The 20,096-nt window shown below is 43.1% G+C and carries 14 protein-coding genes and 2 pseudogenes; 14 read left to right on the forward strand and 2 right to left on the reverse strand.

Annotated elements, in window-relative coordinates; translation table 11 throughout:
- Positions 1-47 precede the first annotated feature (47 nt).
- Both ABIC22_RS18990 and ABIC22_RS18995 read left to right on the forward strand, forming a co-directional pair.
- On the forward strand, positions 48-1,415 hold the full coding sequence (locus ABIC22_RS18990; RefSeq protein ID WP_127537886.1) for a nucleotide sugar dehydrogenase: 1,368 nt from the start codon (positions 48-50) through the stop codon (positions 1,413-1,415).
- Between the two features lie 26 nt (positions 1,416-1,441).
- A complete protein-coding gene (locus tag ABIC22_RS18995; RefSeq protein ID WP_354483075.1) occupies positions 1,442-2,347 on the forward strand; it encodes a hypothetical protein in 906 nt (301 codons plus the stop codon).
- Positions 2,348-2,448: 101 nt separating this feature from the next.
- Here ABIC22_RS18995 and ABIC22_RS19000 read toward each other — a convergent pair whose 3' ends face one another.
- Positions 2,449-3,321 carry a helix-turn-helix transcriptional regulator gene (locus ABIC22_RS19000; RefSeq protein ID WP_354483078.1) on the reverse strand — a complete coding sequence of 291 codons (873 nt, stop codon included), beginning with the start codon at positions 3,319-3,321 and terminating at the stop codon, positions 2,449-2,451.
- A gap of 500 nt (positions 3,322-3,821) precedes the next feature.
- Here ABIC22_RS19000 and ABIC22_RS19005 point away from each other — a divergent pair.
- The 6 genes and pseudogenes from ABIC22_RS19005 to ABIC22_RS19030 all read left to right on the forward strand — a co-directional run bounded on the left by ABIC22_RS19005 (position 3,822) and on the right by ABIC22_RS19030 (position 10,518).
- Positions 3,822-5,025: pseudogene (locus tag ABIC22_RS19005) on the forward strand (LLM class flavin-dependent oxidoreductase).
- 44 nt (positions 5,026-5,069) lie between these two features.
- The gene (locus ABIC22_RS19010; RefSeq protein ID WP_354483081.1) at positions 5,070-6,344 is read left to right on the forward strand and encodes an ABC transporter substrate-binding protein; all 1,275 of its coding nucleotides are present in this window, start codon (positions 5,070-5,072) and stop codon (positions 6,342-6,344) included.
- Between the two features lie 3 nt (positions 6,345-6,347).
- A pseudogene (locus ABIC22_RS19015) lies at positions 6,348-7,221 on the forward strand (carbohydrate ABC transporter permease).
- A gap of 40 nt (positions 7,222-7,261) precedes the next feature.
- The gene (locus ABIC22_RS19020) at positions 7,262-8,077 is read left to right on the forward strand and encodes a carbohydrate ABC transporter permease (protein WP_127537890.1); all 816 of its coding nucleotides are present in this window, start codon (positions 7,262-7,264) and stop codon (positions 8,075-8,077) included.
- A 112-nt stretch (positions 8,078-8,189) separates the two neighbouring features.
- Positions 8,190-9,407: an MFS transporter gene (locus ABIC22_RS19025; RefSeq protein WP_354483084.1), complete on the forward strand. Its 1,218-nt coding sequence runs from the start codon at positions 8,190-8,192 to the stop codon at positions 9,405-9,407.
- A 523-nt stretch (positions 9,408-9,930) separates the two neighbouring features.
- Entirely contained in the window at positions 9,931-10,518 is a 588-nt protein-coding gene (locus ABIC22_RS19030) for a cell wall hydrolase (RefSeq protein WP_095359394.1), read from the forward strand.
- 160 nt (positions 10,519-10,678) lie between these two features.
- Here the strand turns inward: ABIC22_RS19030 and ABIC22_RS19035 are convergent, their stop codons facing one another.
- The gene (locus tag ABIC22_RS19035) at positions 10,679-11,449 is read right to left on the reverse strand and encodes a hypothetical protein (RefSeq protein WP_354483090.1); all 771 of its coding nucleotides are present in this window, start codon (positions 11,447-11,449) and stop codon (positions 10,679-10,681) included.
- 334 nt (positions 11,450-11,783) lie between these two features.
- Between ABIC22_RS19035 and yaaA the strand changes: the two genes are divergently transcribed.
- The 6 genes from yaaA to ABIC22_RS19065 all read left to right on the forward strand — a co-directional run bounded on the left by yaaA (position 11,784) and on the right by ABIC22_RS19065 (position 19,992).
- Positions 11,784-12,536: a peroxide stress protein YaaA gene (yaaA, locus tag ABIC22_RS19040; RefSeq protein ID WP_354483093.1), complete on the forward strand. Its 753-nt coding sequence runs from the start codon at positions 11,784-11,786 to the stop codon at positions 12,534-12,536.
- Positions 12,537-12,780: 244 nt separating this feature from the next.
- Positions 12,781-14,073 (forward strand): WXG100 family type VII secretion target, encoded by a 1,293-nt coding sequence (locus ABIC22_RS19045; RefSeq protein ID WP_354483096.1) that lies wholly within the window; start codon positions 12,781-12,783, stop codon positions 14,071-14,073.
- A gap of 3 nt (positions 14,074-14,076) precedes the next feature.
- Positions 14,077-14,562: a hypothetical protein gene (locus ABIC22_RS19050; protein WP_354483099.1), complete on the forward strand. Its 486-nt coding sequence runs from the start codon at positions 14,077-14,079 to the stop codon at positions 14,560-14,562.
- An 823-nt stretch (positions 14,563-15,385) separates the two neighbouring features.
- A complete protein-coding gene (locus ABIC22_RS19055; protein ID WP_354483102.1) occupies positions 15,386-17,431 on the forward strand; it encodes an ATP-dependent nuclease in 2,046 nt (681 codons plus the stop codon).
- Positions 17,428-19,128, forward strand: a complete 1,701-nt coding sequence (locus ABIC22_RS19060; protein ID WP_354483105.1) for a UvrD-helicase domain-containing protein — start codon at positions 17,428-17,430, stop codon at positions 19,126-19,128. The genes ABIC22_RS19055 and ABIC22_RS19060 overlap by 4 nt, the downstream gene beginning before the upstream one ends.
- Before the next feature lie 54 nt (positions 19,129-19,182).
- The gene (locus tag ABIC22_RS19065; protein ID WP_354483108.1) at positions 19,183-19,992 is read left to right on the forward strand and encodes a hypothetical protein; all 810 of its coding nucleotides are present in this window, start codon (positions 19,183-19,185) and stop codon (positions 19,990-19,992) included.
- Positions 19,993-20,096 lie beyond the last annotated feature (104 nt).

The following is a 20,096-nucleotide window of genomic DNA, read 5'->3' on the forward strand; positions in this document are numbered from 1 at the left end:
AACGGAATTACGGAACATTACAAATACATTAACCTGGAGGGAATATCATGGAGAATCAACAATTCCATACTTTACTGAATGCCATTGAAAACAAAGAAGCGGTGCTCGGCGTGGTCGGGCTCGGTTACGTAGGACTTCCACTTGCCGTGGAAATGGTGAATCAAGGCTTTACGGTAATCGGTATTGACCTGGATGCGTCCAAGGTCGACAGTATCTATAATGGGGATTCCTATATTCACGATATCTCGTCCGAGGAATTGAAAAAAGTGATGCAAACAGGCCGCTTCCAGCCTACAACGGATTACAGCATGCTGCGCGTCATTGATGCCTTGAGCATTTGCGTGCCAACACCGCTCAGTGAGAACCAGGATCCGGATACATCCTACATTGAGACTGTAGTGGATCAGATCAAACTGCACATGAAACCGGGCATGCTGATTACACTGGAGAGCACAACCTACCCGGGTACAACGGAAGAACTGATTCAGCAAAAGCTGGACAAAATCGGCCATGAAGCCGGCAAGGATTATTTCCTCTGCTTCTCGCCTGAACGGGTGGATCCGTCCAACGGACGTTTCACCACGTACAATACGCCGAAAGTTATCGGTGGGACCACAGAAGCTTGCCTGAAACTCGGAACCGCGCTGTATAGCAAGTATGTACAAACGGTTGTACCGGTATCTTCGCCAAAAGTGGCAGAGATGTCCAAATTGCTGGAAAATACGTTCCGCAGCGTAAACATTGCGTTTGTAAATGAAATGGCGATGATGTGTGACCGCATGGGCATCGACATCTGGGAAGTCATTGATGCAGCGGCGACGAAGCCTTTCGGATTCATGCCGTTCTACCCAGGCCCAGGCATCGGCGGTCACTGCATTCCGCTTGATCCAATGTATCTGTCCTGGAAAGCGAAAGGGTTCCGCTTCTACAGCAAATTTATCGAGCTGGCACAATCGACCAATGACAACATGCCGTACTATGTGCTGAACAAAACATCAACCATTTTGAACGAGTACGCGAAATCTGTTCGGAACTCCAACATCCTGCTGCTCGGCATGTCGTACAAGCCGAATATTGCAGACCTGCGTGAGTCACCGGGACTCGAAGTATATGAACTGTTCAAGGAAAGCGGAGCGAATGTCAGCTACTTTGATCCATATGCCGATTCCTTCCGTGACAAGCATGACGATACGGTGTACAGCGAAGCATTCAACCTGGAGCAATTCAAGAAATATGATTGCATCGTGCTGATTACCAACCACAGAGATCTGCCATACAGCGATATTGCCGATTTGGGTGTGCCAATTCTGGATACACGCAATGCGTTCCGGACATACACACAGCCGCACATCTACAAAATTGGACACTCGGTTCAGCATCCTGTGCTGGAACCAAGTGAAGCGTTGCTCGTCTGAGAAACAACATGATTCGCTGGGGCAGGATGTCGGTGAGGACAAAATGGGCTCTGCTCGCGCTGACCTTTTGTTTGCTGCTGTTGCCCTGGCTGTTCAAATGGTTTTCGGCAGAGGAGAAAAAAGCGACCTGGCTGTGGGATGCTTCCATCATCGCAGAACAGACCCCGGATATCATCTCCTTCTCCAAGGAGCAAGGTGTTGATGTCATTTTCCTGCAGATACAGGATGAGGTATCGGATGATACGTATCGCAAATTCATTGCGTCTGCCCGGCAGGCAGAGATCCAGGTACATGCCTTGAATGGTCATGCGGACTGGGCCTACAAGGACAAACAGGAAGAGGGACTCGCTTTCATTGAGCGCATTCGTGCGTATAATGCCGCTTCGGCAAAAAATGAGCGTTTCGAAGGCATTCAGCTGGATGTGGAGCCCTACCAACTGCAGCGCTGGGAGAATGAGCAGGACAGCGTCATTGCAGAGTGGAGTGACAACATGAAGGCCTGGACGAAAGCTGGTAAGGATGCGGGACTCTATATGAGTGCAGCCATACCGTTCTGGCTGGATGCGCGTCAGGCAACCGAAGGCGGAGGAACGTTCAGCAGGTGGGTCATTTCCCACTTTGATGCCGTTGCGATCATGGCTTATCGGGATAGTGGTCAGCAGATGTACGACCTGTCGAAGGAAGAACTGGATGAGGCGGATGAACTGCATAAGGACGTATGGATTGGAGCGGAGCTTGCCGATACACATGAGGGTGAGCATCTGACCTTTTTCGGGAAATCCATAAGCAATATGGATGAAGAGATCGCCAGGGTGTTTGACCTGGCCGGATCTCATTCCTCCTTTGCTGGAGTCGCTGTGCATCATTATGAAGCGTGGTATGCGAAGGAAAACGGACTTCCCCTGGCTCGCAAGAGTGATGAGGAGAAGTAATGGGAGTATGGGAAAAGCAGGGCAGCAAAAAGGCAAGTTTCCGGTGAATGGAGACTTGCCTTTTTCTTTTTATTTGCTTTTTGCCGCGCTGGACTTGGCAATCAGCTTTTACCGTTTTCGCTTGTCCGGTACCGATTGGGCGGCAGACCCACCTGTTTTTTGAACGCTTTGGAGAAGGAAAATAAATCCGGATAACCGACCGAATGAGCTACTTCCGTCAAGGTCAAAGGGGTTTGGACGAGCAGGCGCTTGGCCTGGTCCATTTTGAGCTGCTGGATGTATTGCACCGGAGACAACCCGTACGCTTTACGAAATTGTTTGGCAAAATGGGTTCGGTCCACCCCCGCATGAGCAGATACGCCCTCTACCGTGATCCCTCCGGCAAAATGGATATCCATGTATTCCTTCCCTTTTTGCAGCCAGGGGATAGCCGCATCCGGCTGAAGTCCCTTGGCTGCAGAGGAACGAGAAACGCGATCAAACAGACCGAGAAACCGGGTGAGTCGTCCCAGGTCACTTGCTCCCCCCTGAGGTCTGCGAACTTCCTCCATAAAAGCACGCATTCCACTAGCCGTCTCCGGAGTCAGTATACCGGAACGATGAGGAGCATCTGGCGTAAGTCCAAGCCGCGAGAGAAGTTCGGTTGCATGGGTACCATCAAAGGCGATAAAGATCTTCTGGAGCGGCTCCTTGGGATCAGTCCAATACTCATGAGTGACATGCGGAAACAGACAGAATGCATCCCGGGCCCTAAGGGGATACTGTTGTCCGTTCTGTATAAAAGTACCCTCTCCCTCGAGGACAAACAGCAGGTAATGATAAGGTGTTGTACGAGGGCCGATATGATAATTGTTCTTGGCGATATTGCGTCCAATTCGTATTGGCCAGGCTCCACCAGCTTTCTCGAATTCGGACGGAGTAAAAAAAATAATATCCAAAAACTCGTGGTGGTCCTCCTTCATGCTCTCTGTCATCAGGAACACCTCTTTAAAATAAGTTTAATTTCAATATCTATCTGTGAGTTAATATAATATACCCTATTATACAGGTGGGTTTTGTACATATTCAAGAACAGGATGACTTATTCCTGTAAGATGACCACAAAATGACAAAATAAAATTGTCGTAAAATGACATTGATCACAGACAAATCAATTGATATGATGACCATACCTATTAAACCAAGTTAATTAATCGGTATTCGAATGCTTCTTACAAATTATAATAAGAAAATAAGGCGCAATCTTAAAATCAGTTTTTGATAAGTGTAAAAGTAGTGGAGGGGACGAAATCGATTCTGGAGAAGTGTAACGCTCGCCTTTATCCCGGGATTTTCCCCTTGAGAAAGGGATGCAAAAAAATCCGGGGATAACAGCGATCGGAAGAACGATTCGTTACCGGAACGGCTACTTCGCAGCTGTTAGTTTTATTTTTGAAATGGGACTTTATTTATCAACAGAGAGGAATGACCTTATATGAGTGAACACGAAGAACTGAAATTCGGATGGTTTTTGCCAACGGCTGGAGACGGAAAATATGTTGGGGTCGCCCCGGAACGGGAACCGAGTCTGGATTATTTGATACAGGTAGCACAAACGGCCGAAACGGCAGGATTTGAATTCGTATTGATCCCGACCGGTGGGGCATGTCTGGATGCTTGGGTCGTCGGTTCGGCAGTAATGAGTCACACTCAAACACTTCGTCCTCTCGTGGCCATTCGACCAGGCCTGGTTACACCGGTGCTCGCCGCACGGATGGGAGCTGCACTAGATCAACTCTCTGGCGGACGTGCCATGATTAATGTCGTGACGGGCAGCTCGGTCCGAGATCTGGAGGAACTGGGAGATCCGCTGGCGCATGCCCATGACGAACGTTACGTACGGGCGAGCGAGTACATGGAAGTGATGAAGCGTTCGTGGACACAATCGACCGGACTCAACCTGACCGAGTTTGCCGGAAGTGGTTCCAAAGCGAACGCTGAAGCATCCAGCGATAATAATTCGGAGTTTAATGGTCAGTATTACAACTTTAATGGTCCGGTAGGCATGCCGGAAACGGTCCAGAAGCCCTACCCTCCATTTTATCTGGGGGGAAGTTCACCCATTGCCAAAAGAGTGGCTGTAGAGCATGCGGATACGTTCCTCATGTGGGGTGAACCGCACGACTGGATTCAGGAACAGATTGAGGAGATCGAAGTGATCCGCGAACAGGTGAAACAGGAAACAGGACAGGATCGCCGAGTTGCGTTACGGAATGCGGGCACAGGTACTTATTCGGGATACTGAGGAAGAAGCTTGGGCAGCAGCGTGGGAGATTATTAGCAAAGTTCCCCCTGAAGCCATTGAGAAAGCGAAAGCTGCTTTTGCTGAGACAGATGCCACCAACCAGCGCAGACAGAATGAGCTCCGTGAATTGTCCGAGAAACAGCAATTCGTTGTAGGGCCCAACTTGTGGACAGGTTTGTCCGTTGTCCGTTCAGGCGGGGCAATCCTCATCGTGGGCACGGCAGAACAAGTTGCAGAGCGTCTGATGGAATACGCGGATCTCGGCGTGACCACATTCATATTGTCAGGCTATCCGCATCTGGAAGAAGCCGAAATATTTGGCGAGAAAGTAATGCCGATCATTCGCAGCAAGTGGAGTACGAGAAATGTGAAGCATCAGCTTAGCAGCAATTAATTTAATTATCACCTAATTCATCATTACTCAGGAGGTCGTCTTTCATGAGAAAAAATAAAAAATTCATCCTTCCCCTGGTCAGTATGCTGGTCATGTCCTTGCTGCTGTCCGCTTGTGGGGGCGGGGATAACTCTGCAGCAGGCGAGAACGGTTCCTCCGGTTCAGGCAAAGTCACCATCAGCTTCATGCACTGGCGCGGTGAAGATGCTGAAGCGCTGAACAAGACCATTGATGCATTTGAAAAGGAAAACCCTAACATTCATGTGGAGATGCAGACGCTCCCTTCAGACCAGTATCAATCCACAGTTCAATCCAAAATCAGTGATGGTTCGGTAGGGGATGTATTTGCCTCCTTCCCGGGTGCACAGTTCGATGCTTTTACCAAAGCCGGATTGTTCACGGACCTGACAGGATCATCTTTTCTCTCTGCCTATAACTCCAAGCTGATTGAGGCAGGTCAGCAGGATGGCAAGCAATATGCCATTCCGTATCAGCTCGTATACAACGATCCAATTTATAATGTGAAGCTGTTTGAAAAATACGGTCTGACACCGCCGAAGGACTGGGACAGTTTCCTGGCGCTCTGTCAGACACTGAAAGACAACGGAATTATCCCGATTGCCTTTGCCGGAGCGGACATTGGTCCAGGGCAGTTCATGAACACCATGGTGATGAATAATGCACCGAGTGACGACATTTTTACCAAAGTGGAAGCAGGCGAGGCGAAACTGACAGATGAGTTCTGGGTGAAAACACTCACGCAAATTAAGGAGCTGAACGATAAAGGCTACTTCCAGCAGGATGCACTGGGTACCAAGGACCCGGCGGCAGGAGCGCTGTTCATTCAAGAGAAGGCAGCCATGCTTGCAAGTGGTTCCTATCAGCTCGCTCAGAACAAGCTGCAAAATCCGAATTTGGAGCAAAAGCTTCTTGCACCTATTACCGTAAGTGCAGATCAGGCAAAGTATGAAGGGGTTCATACCACGACGTTCATGCTTGCGGTAAACAGCAAGTCCAAACATCCGGAAGAAGCGAAGAAATTTATCGAGTTTCTGAGCAAACCCGAAGTGGCTGGAGCGTATGCCAACCAGACGGGTCAGAACGTAACCGTAAATGACGTGAAGTATGATTCTGCCGAACTCCAGGTTGCAGGGGAGTGGGCAAACAAAAAGACCGTGTTCCAGCCACGGTTCACCATTCTGAACGGAGATAATCAGAAGGCAGTCACCAACTCCATTCAGGCTGTGCTTAGCGGTACTTCTCCTGAAGAAGCTGCGCAGCAGGCACAAGCGATCATCGATCAGCATATCGGGAAATAAGTCATGAAGAATCGTATTCAGCTATCCCTGTTTCTGTTACCCGGGTTGCTGCTGTACGTGGGACTGTTCGTATTTCCTACATTGACGGGGCTGTTCTACTCCTTTACGGATTGGGACGGGGTATCCCCGTCGTATGCGTTTGTAGGGCTGGATAATTATAAGGACAGTCTCAGCAGCATCGTCTTTCGCAAGGCTTTTGGCAATAACGTTGAATTCATGCTCACGGTGGTTATTGCCCAAACCTTTATTTCACTTGTGCTGGCATTACTGCTCGTCCGAAACACCAAAACGCGGATTGTACTTCGCGCCCTGTATTTTCTCCCGGCCATTTTGTCCTCCGTATCGGTTGGGTTGATCTGGGCTTTCATGTATGATCCATCCATTGGATTGATCAACTATGGGTTAAACGGGGCAGGTATGGAGAGTCTTGCACGCAACTGGATCGGTGATCCCAAAATTGCAATCTACTCCATTGCAGCCGTGCAGGTCTGGGCTCATGCCGGGCAAATGATGATTGTGTTTATCGCTGGCCTGCAAGGTATTCCTGCTGAACTGTATGAGGCCGCCCGAATGGACGGTGGCAGCAAATGGCAGGTATTCCGTACGGTGACCTGGCCGCTGCTTGCCCCTTCGGCTACGATTGTCGTTGCCTATACAACGATCCAATCGTTTAAGGCATTTGATCTTATTTTCACCATGACGGACGGAGGCCCGAACTACGCAACTGAAATTTTGACGACGTTATATCTATCATACCGCCTTTGGCAGCTATTCATTTGGCCTCGCTTCTGCGGGTTCGATGATCTTTCTGGTTCTGCTGGCCTTGCTGACGTTTGTGCAGTTCAAGGCACTGCGTGCCGACCGGGTAAGCTATTGATGCCGGAACGTGCTCACACAAGAGGCAGAAGGGAGTTCACATGTTTCTTAAATGGTTCAATCGCCTGATATTGTTGGTGTACGCGCTGCTGATTATCGTGCCGCTGTACTTCGTATTTGTATCCTCATTCAAAACAAGCAGCAACTTCTTTACCAGTCCATTCAGCTGGCCTGATCCGTTTACATGGGATAACGTTACGGGCATGTTTCGCAATCAGCCAATGTGGCAATATTTCGGAAACAGTCTTGTCGTGACATTGGGTACGGTGGTGATTGAGCTGCTGCTGAGCAGCATGATTGCCTACGCCATTGTTCGCTGGGGCGGAAGCGTGGGTAAAATTGTGTTTGGCCTGTTTGTGGCTGGGCTTATTGTTCCTTCCCAGGTCAGCATGCTGCCGATCTACTCCCTTACACGTACGCTGGGTTGGTCTGACAGTCTGACGGGCCTGATCGTTGTATCGGCCGCCATGCTGATGCCTGTCTCCGTATTCATGCTGACGGGTTTCATGCGCATGCTGAATGCCGAAATTCTGGAGGCGGGCAGCATGGATGGGGCAAGCGAGTGGCGCCTATACACACGGATTGCGCTGCCGCTGGCTGCGCCTTCACTTGCGGCAACGGCTACGTTCCTGCTGGTCATGGTTTGGAATGATCTGCTCATTCCGATGCTCATGCTCAGCAGCAAGTCCAAATTGACGTTACCGCTGGCACTTATGCAGTTCCGCGGGGAGTACGTGACGAACTATCCGATGATGCTGACGGGAGTACTGGTGACGGCCATTCCGATGATTGTGCTGTTCATTTTGCTCCAGCGTTATTTTGTTGCAGGTCTGACAGCGGGTTCACTCAAGGGGTGAGCTATTGGAAGGTGACGTGGAGGAGAGCGTATTTTTCATTGATTTCTGGATCATTCTGCATAATAATGGTTTAGTGTCAGAATGACTACATAGAGATCAAGGAGCTATCGTTATGACTAAACTGGAAGTGTTGCGGAATCCCAAACAGCGCAAGCTGCTGTTTAGTGCCGGGATGAGCTGGCTGTTTGATGCAATGGAGGTTGGCATGATTTCCTTCATCGTGGCAGCTCTTGCCAAGGAATGGAGCCTCAGTCCCGGACAAGTCGGTGTGCTGACCAGTATCAACTCCATCGGTATGGCGCTGGGTGCATTGCTTGCGGGTGCACTCGCTGACCGTTTTGGCCGTAAGGCCATTTTGATGTGGACCCTGTTAATCTTCACCATTGCGAGCGGTTTGTCTGCACTGGCGACCGGCTTTGCCGTACTGTGCGTACTGCGCCTGATTGCTGGAATTGGGCTTGGTGGCGAGCTGCCTGTAGCCTCCACACTGGTATCAGAGTCCATGCCAACAGCAGAACGCGGCCGTGCCGTCGTGCTGCTGGAGAGCTTCTGGGCTGGAGGCTGGATTGTATCGGCACTCATTGCCAACTTTGTGATTCCTGAATACGGCTGGAGAATTGCATTTGCGATTGGTGCTGTTCCGGCATTCTACGCGCTGTATCTGCGCCGTGTCATTCAGGACCCGCCGCGTTACAAGCAAAACAAGACCATCCGGAAGACGACGTTTCGGGAGAAAGTGGCTGCAGTATGGTCTGCTCCGCATCGCCGGACAACCATTATGCTCTGGATCTTGTGGTTTACGGTAATATTCTCCTACTATGGCATGTTCCTGTGGCTGCCTTCCGTCGTGATGGCCAAAGGCTTCACTCTGGTCAAAAGCTTTCAGTACGTGCTGATTATGACCTTGGCACAGCTGCCAGGTTACTTTACAGCGGCTTATTTTATCGAGCGGTACGGACGTAAATTCGTCCTGGTCGTTTATCTTACACTGACGGCAGTGAGTGCAATTGCTTTTGGTTTGGCAACAACCGAAGCGGCGATTCTCACCGCAGGCATCTGTCTTTCTTTCTTCAATCTGGGGGCATGGGGTGGTCTGTACGCGTATAGTCCGGAATTGTATCCAGATTCGGTTCGTTCGACAGGTGTGGGTCTTGCCACATCGGTGGGCCGCATCGGGGGCGTACTTGCTCCATTGATGGTCGGCATGCTGGTTCAGCGTGAGGTAGCCATCAGCATGATTTTCACGATTTTCTTCGTGACAATCCTGATTGGGGCAGCAGCTGTACTGTTCCTTGGCCGGGAAACGAAGGGTCAGGAACTGGCAGAGTAGATGTAAATAAATTCAAGCGCAACTTTTGTGCGGGTCTGCCTGCCTACGGAAATGGAGGCTGGACAAGCGGCATAAGGTTGATACAAGAAGAGGCATAGCCCTGATATGACCATGGGCTCATGCCTCTTTTTGCTATATTCAAGGCCCTGTTTTTCATGCTCCATCGGTCCGATAGACGGCACTTTGGCGATATCCTATAATGACACTCGGGATGTCCATAAGGGAGGGTTCAGGGGAAAAAGTGGGGTCTGGACTCAGAATAATGGAGGTTAATTGAATCATGAAAAACGATAATAAAATGGATCAAACGAATAAAATGGCTACAAAGCATAATGTGAATGGAACGAAAAGTGCCAATGAACTGATCAGGGCCTATAGGTTAGAATTAAGTAAAATTGCTGGCAACATGGAACCGATTACCGTGAGTCGGGCAGTAACTCATCGGAGGGGGAAAAAGGCTGGCAAAAGAGCAGGACGAGTCAGTGTACTACTCAGTGCCTTTGCGATTGCTCTTGGCCTCACGATGGCAGCTCCGTCTGCGGGAGCCCAGAAGCTGGAGCAGGGCGTTCAAAGTGAGCATGTGCTGCAATTGCAGGAGCAATTGCGGGATCTGGGTTACTTCAAAGCCGGATTGACCGGATATTACGGTTCCATTACCAAAAGCGCTGTACGCAAATTTCAGCAGGCTCAGGGCCTGAGTGCGGATGGGATTGCAGGCCCGGCTACACTGAATAGGCTGAACAAAAAGGCCAAAGCCGAAGGTGAGACGCTGCGCCAGTTGGCGAAGCTAATTCACGGGGAGGCGCGCGGGGAATCCTTTGAAGGACAGGTTGCTGTAGGGGCGGTCGTCTTGAATCGGGTGCAATCCAATGCATTTCCGTCATCCATTCCGCAGGTGATTTTCCAGAAAGGGCAGTTCACTGCAATTGATGATGGTCAGTTCAATACAAAGCCGACGGCTACTTCTTATAAGGCAGCACGGAAAGCTTTGAATGGTGCTGATCCGACGAATGGTGCGCTCTATTATTACAATCCGAAGATCGCAACCTCGCTATGGAGCAAAAGCAGGCCGACACTCCTGACGATTGGGCAGCATGATTTTACGAGATGAGGCAGGTTGAGGCAGTAGATAGAGCAAATACATTTTTTTAATAACAACAAGGAACCCCAGCTGTGTATGCTGCGCTTCTGCAGGTACGTGGCTGGGGTTTAACAATGATGTTATCGTGGACAAATGATATCTTGGCATTGAAGTAAATAGGAGTTTATTTTTATGGTTGGACCGTGAAAGGAATACTCAACGAAGTAGGCTCTACAATGGTCTCTCCGGTGTCATAGTCATAGATTCTATTGAAAACCAATTCAATGGATTCCAGCTTGTCAGTGTCATCTGTATATACGAAACCATAGCCCATATTATCCATGACTACGCCGTCATATTGATGATAAACATAAGGTTTCCTCATGAAATTACGATCTGCTGAGATGGGTTTACCCGTGTTCGGATGAATGGAATTCAACCCGTAAAATCCGATGTTTTGAGCCGTTGTATTTTCTACACTGTAGACGATTTTGATATAAGTCATATCAGAACCGATATCTTCTTGATTGAGAATTGCAATGTTTTCTCGGGAATCCTGAGGAATCTCACGAGCCTCTAATAATTGAACATCCATAATATGAATCGTTAATGGCCCGAATTCAATACTTTGTTTCAGATGCACAGCTTTTAACAATTGGAGTTGTCCGCCGTAATCAAATGTGCCTGTATCTCCCGGTTCGGACAGAAGCGGAGATGGTGCACTTTCAAAAAGCTTGTCCTGAAGATCGCTGGCAGCTTGCTCGAATGGATTATAATCTGGCTTAAGTCCTTTGTATGTTAGTTCAGCACGGAAAGGCTTTAAACCGGATTCCAAGACAAGCTCAGAATCAGCAGGATGAGGCTGTAACGGATTGATTTCCAGTGGTGTAGATGTGGCATCATTGGAGCTGCCTGAACCGCCCAAAAGTGCGAGAGCGAGCAGTAAATGAAAAACAAACATAAAATGCGCACCCTTTCTCTTTGGAAAATAGCAATACAAATACATCGTACATAATCATAACAAACAGTTCATGGTGACCATGAGAATATGGGCCCAACTTCAGCTAATAGCATATTGATAAGTTCTTACTTTGGTCTAGTAGCAAGGGCCTACTTCAGACAAAGCGGGTTCGATCGATTGTTCATTCGAAATGTAACCTAGACTACAGTCTGTTTGTTCCAAGTTTTTTACTAAGACAAAAGAGGAAAATATGCTTCACCATTGGATTCGCCTGTCCAATCCTGTACAATGGATAACGATAAAAACAACGGTAGATTAAGGATGGATCAGCACGATGAGAATTATCATATCACCTGCCAAAAAGATGAAGATCGATACTGATCTTATGACCAGCGCGCAGATGCCGCGTTTTATAAACGAGTCAGAACAACTGTTGAGTGTGCTCCAAAAGTTATCCTATGACGAGCTCAAAGCGTTATGGAAGTGTAATGATGCAATCGCTGAACAGAACATGGAACGGATTCGAAAAATGAATGTAAAAGCCAATCTTACGCCAGCCATCTATGCCTATGAGGGCATTCAGTATCAGTATATGGCAGCGGGTGTTTTTCAGCAGGAAGAACTGGCGTATCTGGAGCAGCATTTGCGCATATTATCTGGTTTTTATGGCATGTTACGGCCTCTGGACGGGGTTACACCTTATCGGTTGGAGATGCAGGGCAAGCTGCAAGGTCCGGGTTTCAGCTCGCTCTATCATTTTTGGGGCAGCAAGCTCGCAGATCAGCTTCAATCAGAGAGCAATTGTATTCTAAATTTGGCTTCCAAAGAGTACAGCAAAAACATCATTCCTTTTTTGAGCGAGGAAACCCGATTTATCAATTGTGTATTTGGACAAATGGTCAATGGGAAGATGGTTGAAAAGGCAACCCGGGCGAAAATGGCCAGAGGTGAGATGGTACGGTACATGGCAGAGCGTAAGATTACAGATGTGAAGGAGATCAGAAGTTTTGATCGGTTAGATTTTGTTTTCTCCGAAGAGAATTCGGATGAGAGTAATTATGTATTTGTTTATTCAGAGGAGAAATAGCGAAATTCCAACTTTATTATTAAAAAAAAGTGCTAGTTAGCAAGCCAGCTCATCTTAAGGGCTGGTTTTGTTTTGATATTAATTTCAGAATCCTCCTTTACGTATACGAGAAATGAGTTTGGACCGTAGTATTGAACAATGTGAGTAGGTTCATTAAGTTAAATCAGGAGATAAGCCTGATATAGTCAACATTAAAATTCTGCTAACATAGTCTTATCTTATCATAGATGAGCGGTGAAAATGCATGAGTACAATTAAAGTTACCCCTGAGCAACTACATCACGTATCGAATCAGGTGGATCGGGCCAGACAACAGATGGAGAGTATACAAGGAGATCTCACAAGACAGATCATGTTTATTAAGACGTTTTGGGTAGGAGCGACACAGGAGAGATTTTTCTATGAGTTTGAACGGTCACGTCCTATTCTGGATAAAGCGTTAGAGAGTATGGTGAGGACCTCCAGGGAATTGAAGGATATCGCCACGCGTTTTGAGAATACAGATGCTGAGCAGGTGAGTCTGGGCAGTGCTATTGGGACCGTGAGTGCGGCAGCGATGATAAGGAATTCGGTAACTAATACAAGTTCGGATGATAAGGGATACCGAATGGCCTATAACTCGATGTTTAGGAAGATGATGCCTGTGAATCAGCAAGGTGTTACCGATCAGGCTGCTCTTCAAGCTTATCAGAGGGATCAGGGGCATCTGGATATCATCCGGATGCAAGCAGTGAATGTAGAACCCCTTGGCGAAGATATTTATGCGATGCAGATCAAGGCGTTTGAGATGGGCATTCATCCGATGACAGGGGAACCTGTATCAGATAAGTATGCTCAGACGATGCTTGCTTCTCTAAAGTTTAGCCAGGTTTTCATGGCATTTCAGATGGTTCGTGGGAGTATGCCAGGTTCCAAAGGGCCTTTCCGGTTGCCTTCATCCCATCCAGCAGTGGCGAAGTTTAAAAAGAATCTGGAAGCGGCTGAAGCGAAGAAAGCAAATGGGCAAAAAAGGGGTTCTGAGATTACGGAGCAGGCTTCTAATATCGGTAGTATAGTTAAAGAAGGAAACAAAACGACATACACCAATCCTGTCGGTAATGTGCTGCATTGGGATGATCAGCATCCCAAAAATATTAATCGAGACATTGATCAATTGTTAAACAGTAAGGACTCAGGAAAAGCAACTGAAGCCAAAGCAGCTTACGCTGTAAGAGAAAGTAAGGAAGTTACAGCCTTCAGCCAAAAAATTCAAAGGGCTGATGGCAATCCTGCAGGGGATTTTGACGTAGTAACGAAACATGAAATTATTGAAGTTAAAAAATCATTGAAAGCCATCACAGATGTGGAACAGTTTGATAAATACGTGAATGTAAAACACCAAGATTTCTTTAACTATGAACAGAAGAAGGTCATTTTATATATTGACAAGCCATTGACTAATCCACATCCGAATGATCTGATAAAATTGGAATTAATCAAATCTAGAGGTGTTACTGTTGTGAACTCTTTAGATGAACTCAAGGGGGTATTGAAGTAAAGTATGGGTACTTCAGCTGTTATTTTAACGAACAAAGATAAATATTCTCCAGAGCAACTCTTGGCTGACACTATTGTTGCAGCTTTTCATTCCGACTCTGCTCTTTATTTCTATAACAACAAAACGAATACAAACGAAGGAGAGTTTTTGTATACAACGCTTAATATTAACCGTAAGTCAATCACAGGGGATAATGAATCCTCATTAATTTTCCATATTCACAGCATAAATAGCCCGAGTACTGAATTTTATTATCACGAAGATTTAGGTTTAGATACTAGTGAATCGCTATATCAGGTTGGGCATATTGAGGATATCTATGGTAATCAAGAGTTGATACTTCATTTTATGTATGAATATCTCAAGCTGAATCCAGATGATTATTTCTGGATAGCAGATAATGATTGGACATACAGCTGGGAGGACATACAAAAGCTGAAATCTTTACCGTATGACCCGGATTGGTGTTATAAAAAACCTGTAGAGTAACTTTATAAGCGATTACAGTGTGACAAGAAAATCGTATAGTACAGTTGATAAACAATATTTGATAATTTAAGCCCTTGATAAAGTTTCAAGGGTTGTTTTGTTTTGCAAAGTCAGATTGTCAAGTGGAGATAGTTCTTCTGACAAGGATTTGTGAGCGATTCTCCAAACCAAATATTTTCGAGGTCTGAGGCCGATCAAATCCAGTGAATGAGCCGATTTCTTCATCTTTCACTTTAGTGGAATCGGTGCCTTGGGGGAATCTCCTAGGCAAGTCGTTTGGGGTTTTCATTTGAAAGCCAAGATGGATAGAGTTAGCAAAATAAAGGTGCATAAAGGATTGTTTTCAAGTCCGCAGAGCAAGCAAACTACTTGTCTCGATTCGGGAAGGATGAAAGGAAGATTTCAGTAGGAGCTTGTGAGGGATAGCTTAAACCGAGTGCAAATAATGATGCACCAATCAGTATGGGATGCTGAACACACAAAAGTGTTTACTTGATTAAGTTGGCTTCGTGCCCTTACCCTCCAATGACTAGATAAAATACTGTTCACTTCTCAGCACAAAAGATTACTTGTCAATAAAGCTCTTTGGGACCACCCATAATTAGTCCTTGATAGTTACTTATTACTAATCTTATAGTTTCAGCACCTCCCTGATAGTTATAGTAAACTTCTGGATTTTATTCCAAAGGTCTTATTCTTTATGGTACAATATACCTAAAAAAGCTATTATCAGATATACATTCGCAGTTGGAGAACATATAAAGGGTCATCATTTGGGAATCGATAGATAAAGTATGATCTTATGAAAAAGAGGAGGTAGAACATGTATATACATAAAATGATAATTGATAATTTCAGGAATTTCAAAAGACAAGTAATAGAATTTAACGATGGAGTGAATGTAATTATTGGTCATAATAATGCTGGAAAGACTAATTTACTTAAAGCATTAGCCTTGGTACTTGATTCCCAAGGAACCAAACGTTTGGATATAGATGACTTCAATAAAAATGTTGCTCTTTCAGAATTGATAGAAAATCCACCTCGAATTACCATAAGTTTAGTGATAAAACAAAGCTTAAATGAGGATTTAAATTCAGATGACTTAGTGACAGTTGGGAATTGGCTTACTAAGCTAGATGAACCTTACGAAGCGATGGTAACATACGATTTTTTTCTTCCTGAAAAGGAAAGAGCTCGTTACCTAGATAATATTAAAAATTCCCCTGATCTAGATTCCGCTTGGAAAATAATAAAACATGACTTTATAAGGCTCTATGTTCATAAAATATGGGGCGGAGATAAAACTGTTCAGAATACAGCTGAAGGTGAATTTTTACAGAAATTTGATTTTCAATTTTTAGATGCTATCCGTGATGTTGAGAGAGATATGTTTTCAGGTAGAAACACTCTTCTTAAAGATGTATTGGAATTTTTTATGGATTATGAAATAAAATCAGACGTTGTAAAATCTGATGAAGTAAAGAAAACAGAAATTAAAAAGAAGCAGATGGAGTTTAGTGAGATTGCAGGTACATTATTACGTGACTTACAAGATAGAATGAGTGTTGGTAAAGAACACATTTTATCGTATGCAAAAGATACAGGAGCTTCATTTAATAAAGCAATACCTAATTTTGAAGGAAGTTTATCAGATGTAGAAATGTTCTCCGCGTTGCGGCTTATTGTTGAATTTGAAACAGGGATAAAGATACCAGCGTCACATAACGGTCTTGGCTACAATAACTTAATTTTTATGTCTTTACTTCTATCAAAAATGCAAGTTAATGCAGATGGTGGATATTTAGGAAGCAATGCAAAAGTTTTTCCTATATTAGCAATTGAAGAGCCAGAAGCACATCTGCATCCTGCCATGCAGTATCAGTTTCTAAAATTTTTAAAGAAAAACAAAATTGATAAAAAGGTTAGACAAATTTTTGTGACTAGTCACTCCACGCATATTACATCTTCAGTAGCTCTAGATGAAATTATTTGTTTGCATAACGAGGGAGGAACTACTTCCATTGGATATCCTGGAAAAGTATTTCCGACAGATGAAAACAGTAAAAAATATGTTCAAAGATTTTTAGATGCGACTAAATCGGATATGCTTTTTGCTCAAAAAATAATTTTAGTAGAAGGCCTAGCTGAACAATTATTATTGTCAGTTTTTGCGGAATATGAAGGTGTTTCTTTGGAGGAAAATCATATTGCAGTTATAAATGTAGGTGGCAGATATTTTAATCATTTCCTTCATTTGTTTGACACTGAGAAAGCAAATACTCTAAATAAAAGAATTGTTTGTTTGACAGATCAGGACCCTGAAAGGAAGAAAAAATCATCTAACACTAATTTCAAAAAATGCTACCCGTTTGAATACGATGCTAATACTGAGGAGTATGAGTATAAAAGAAACAATTTATTGTACCAACCAGGTACTCACCCTAATATTGCATTTTTTAGTCAAGATAAAGTTGAAGGAAAAACACTGGAATATGATCTGATTCTAGTTAATCCTTCTCTCGAAATATTGGTGACAGATTCTATGAAAAATCAAGATGAAATTAAGAGCTTAATGAGGCTTTATACAGACGGAAAACCACAAACAGATTATGAATCTATACTAAGAAAAAGCGATGAGAATAAAAGAATTATTGAAGGTATTAATCAAAACACTTCTTGGAACGAGAAACAAAAATGTAGAGGATTAATTGCTTCACGATATCTTAATTCAGTAGGGAAAGGAGAAAACGCTTTGGAGCTTGCATATATTTTGGATGAAAATTTACAAAACAAAGGAACTGATAAATATAAAAAATTCATTGTTCCTGATTACATAAAAGAAGCCATTGCGTGGTTATGTAAATGATCCCAATAAGCTCTGATACATTGATTCCTATTGAGCACCATTTTCGAGTCTCTGCGGGTCCAGGGGCAGGAAAGACTCATTGGTTAGTTGAACATATTAAGAATGTTCTCTATAGATCTACAAGATTAGAGAAAACTCGCAAAGTAGCGTGCATTACTTACACAAATATTGGAGTCGAAACGATTTTAACCCGTTTAAATACTACAATAAATCAAGTTGAAGTATCTACTATCCATAGTTTTTTATACAAACATATTGTAAAACCATACGCCATTTTTCTTGTTGATGATTATGGGGTGAACGTGGAATCAATGGACGGGCATGATGACATTATTCTATCAAATTATTCTTTTTTAAAAGAATGGAAAAACAGAACTCAACAGCAAAGATTCAAGGAAGATAAACTAATTGTTGAAGCTTTTAATTCAATAAAATGGAAATTTGATGATTTAGGAACTTTAGTAGCAAAGCCTGATTATCCTCGCAAGATTGGTAAATATCCTATCAAGAATGATTCGTACTATGAATATAAAAAAATGTGTTGGGAAAGAGGTATAATTCACCATGATGATGTACTCTTTTTTAGTTATCAATTAATTGAAAAGTACCCCTTTATTTTACAAGTGTTGCAATCCAAATTTCCATACTTTTTTGTTGATGAATTCCAGGATACAAATCCTATACAAGTGAAGATTATGGAATTAATAGGGGAAAAAGAAACGATAGTCGGGATAATTGGTGATAAAGCTCAGTCTATCTATAGCTTTCAAGGAGCAAAACCATTTCAATTTCATTCATTTAACTTAAACAACATGGTTGATTATATAATGGCGGATAATAGAAGAAGCACAAATCAAATTATAGATATTTTAAATACAGTACGCGTAGATATAAAACAAAACAAATTCAGAAGTATTAATGGGGACAAACCCATAATTATTGTGGGAGAGCGGCTAGATGCTCTGAGAATAGCTAAAGAAAAGAGTAATAACGAGCCGGTAAATTCTTTGTCAAGAAAAAATATAATCTCGAATGCGATGAAAAAGGAAATTATAGGGGATTTATTTAACAACAAGTTAATTGAAGCACTTTTAAACGAAGATACTCCTAGCAGTAGCAATAAGTACAGAAGTAAAGTGATTATTGCCTGTATAAAAGCAACTGAGTTTGCACGCCAGAACGAATTTAAAAGTGCATTAAAAGAATTAGAGAGGATTTTCAAAGATAAGAATGACAAAGATAAAGGAAGAAAAGAAGCTTTGAAAAATCTTTGTGTACTCCTCTCTAAGTATGAAGATTTCAAAGAAAAAACATTGATAGAATTCCATTCTTTTGTAAAAAGCAATATAAAACCTGATATATCAAATTTATCAAGGGGTGCTGCTAAGACCTTTTATGATAGCCATAGTTACCAGCAATTAGCTCTGTGTGTAAGAATTGACGAAGATACTAGCAGACACAAAACAATTCACAAAGCAAAGGGAGATGAATTCAAAAATGTCTTGGTTGTTCTACAAGAAGAGAGCGACATCGAATTTTTACTTAACCCTAACTTAAACGATAACAATAAAGAAGAGCAAAGAATAAACTATGTAGCAATAAGTAGAGCTACGGACCGTTTATTTATCAATGTGCCAACATTAACTGAAATAGATTCGAAGAAATTAGGTTTACTGTTTGACATTATAAGAACTTAAACATAAATATTTCATTAATTGTTGATTTAAAAACTTTCAAGAAGGAAGTAAGATATGGATTCATTTAAGATACTTAATGATAATAAGACATATAAAATTACTAGAGCAAATTTCGAAATGTTGACTGATAAAAAATATCCTTACTGCCAAGAAATTAGAAAAAGGATGAGATACTTAGCAATATGTCCTGCCTGTGGAAATCCAATAAGTTTTATTGGTTTATATATTAATGATCAAACGGATAGAAAAAGAAAACGAGAATTACATGGGAGACATTTCACTGAAGATGTATCGCAGTTAGCTGATTTTGATAAATTTGCATATCAAGCTTGTCCACTTCATAATGACAAAGCTGGTAAGTTATATACAGATATTCCAGGAACAAAGAAAAATAATGAAATTGTAAGGCTTATTAAAACTTATCCGGAAGAATTAAGAGAATGTATTTCTAAGATTCTAGGCTTCCATATTTCTCGAAGTAAATTCGAAAAACTTCTCGTAAGTTTTGTTAATAGTAAAGGATATTACTTTAAAGGTATAACAAAATTTAATTTACCTTATTATTTTCTATATCTTTTACCAAATCAAAAATTATATAAATGCAAGGTATTGGATGATGTTGTTGAAAAGGCAATAGATCTAAAAAGCAAATATTTCGAGGTGAGCAAGGAAAAAAGATTGGAGAAGAAAGTTGATGAGTATGTAGAATTTGAATTTATTTTGGTTGAACATATTAAAAATGATAATTCTGAAAGCATTAATTACAAGTTAATTGAAAGAAAAAAAGAAATTAGAAATCTTATCTTTGAATATCGTATAGAAATAAATCATAATCTTTTTGCAGATATGATTAGTGGAAAATAAACTCTACCCCGAGAAATAGCTGGTTCACTATTTGGTGAAAAAGTTAGCATTAATTATTCAAAAGTACCTAAATAGATGTAATGTTGATGGTATTTTGGCTAAGT

The organism is Paenibacillus sp. PvP094, assembly GCF_040546835.1.
In the GTDB taxonomy this organism is placed as follows: domain Bacteria; phylum Bacillota; class Bacilli; order Paenibacillales; family Paenibacillaceae; genus Paenibacillus; species Paenibacillus illinoisensis.

Bases quoted from the DNA above. Each gene is read 5' to 3' on its own strand.
- ABIC22_RS18990 (WP_127537886.1), top strand. From the start codon at position 48: ATGGAGAATCAACAATTCCATACTTTACTGAATGCCATTGAAAACAAA.
- ABIC22_RS18995 (WP_354483075.1), top strand. From the start codon at position 1,442: ATGTCGGTGAGGACAAAATGGGCTCTGCTCGCGCTGACCTTTTGTTTG.
- ABIC22_RS19000 (WP_354483078.1), bottom strand. From the start codon at position 3,321: ATGACAGAGAGCATGAAGGAGGACCACCACGAGTTTTTGGATATTATT.
- ABIC22_RS19010 (WP_354483081.1), top strand. From the start codon at position 5,070: ATGAGAAAAAATAAAAAATTCATCCTTCCCCTGGTCAGTATGCTGGTC.
- ABIC22_RS19020 (WP_127537890.1), top strand. From the start codon at position 7,262: ATGTTTCTTAAATGGTTCAATCGCCTGATATTGTTGGTGTACGCGCTG.
- ABIC22_RS19025 (WP_354483084.1), top strand. From the start codon at position 8,190: ATGACTAAACTGGAAGTGTTGCGGAATCCCAAACAGCGCAAGCTGCTG.
- ABIC22_RS19030 (WP_095359394.1), top strand. From the start codon at position 9,931: ATGGCAGCTCCGTCTGCGGGAGCCCAGAAGCTGGAGCAGGGCGTTCAA.
- ABIC22_RS19035 (WP_354483090.1), bottom strand. From the start codon at position 11,449: ATGTTTGTTTTTCATTTACTGCTCGCTCTCGCACTTTTGGGCGGTTCA.
- yaaA (WP_354483093.1), top strand. From the start codon at position 11,784: ATGAGAATTATCATATCACCTGCCAAAAAGATGAAGATCGATACTGAT.
- ABIC22_RS19045 (WP_354483096.1), top strand. From the start codon at position 12,781: ATGAGTACAATTAAAGTTACCCCTGAGCAACTACATCACGTATCGAAT.
- ABIC22_RS19050 (WP_354483099.1), top strand. From the start codon at position 14,077: ATGGGTACTTCAGCTGTTATTTTAACGAACAAAGATAAATATTCTCCA.
- ABIC22_RS19055 (WP_354483102.1), top strand. From the start codon at position 15,386: ATGTATATACATAAAATGATAATTGATAATTTCAGGAATTTCAAAAGA.
- ABIC22_RS19060 (WP_354483105.1), top strand. From the start codon at position 17,428: ATGATCCCAATAAGCTCTGATACATTGATTCCTATTGAGCACCATTTT.
- ABIC22_RS19065 (WP_354483108.1), top strand. From the start codon at position 19,183: ATGGATTCATTTAAGATACTTAATGATAATAAGACATATAAAATTACT.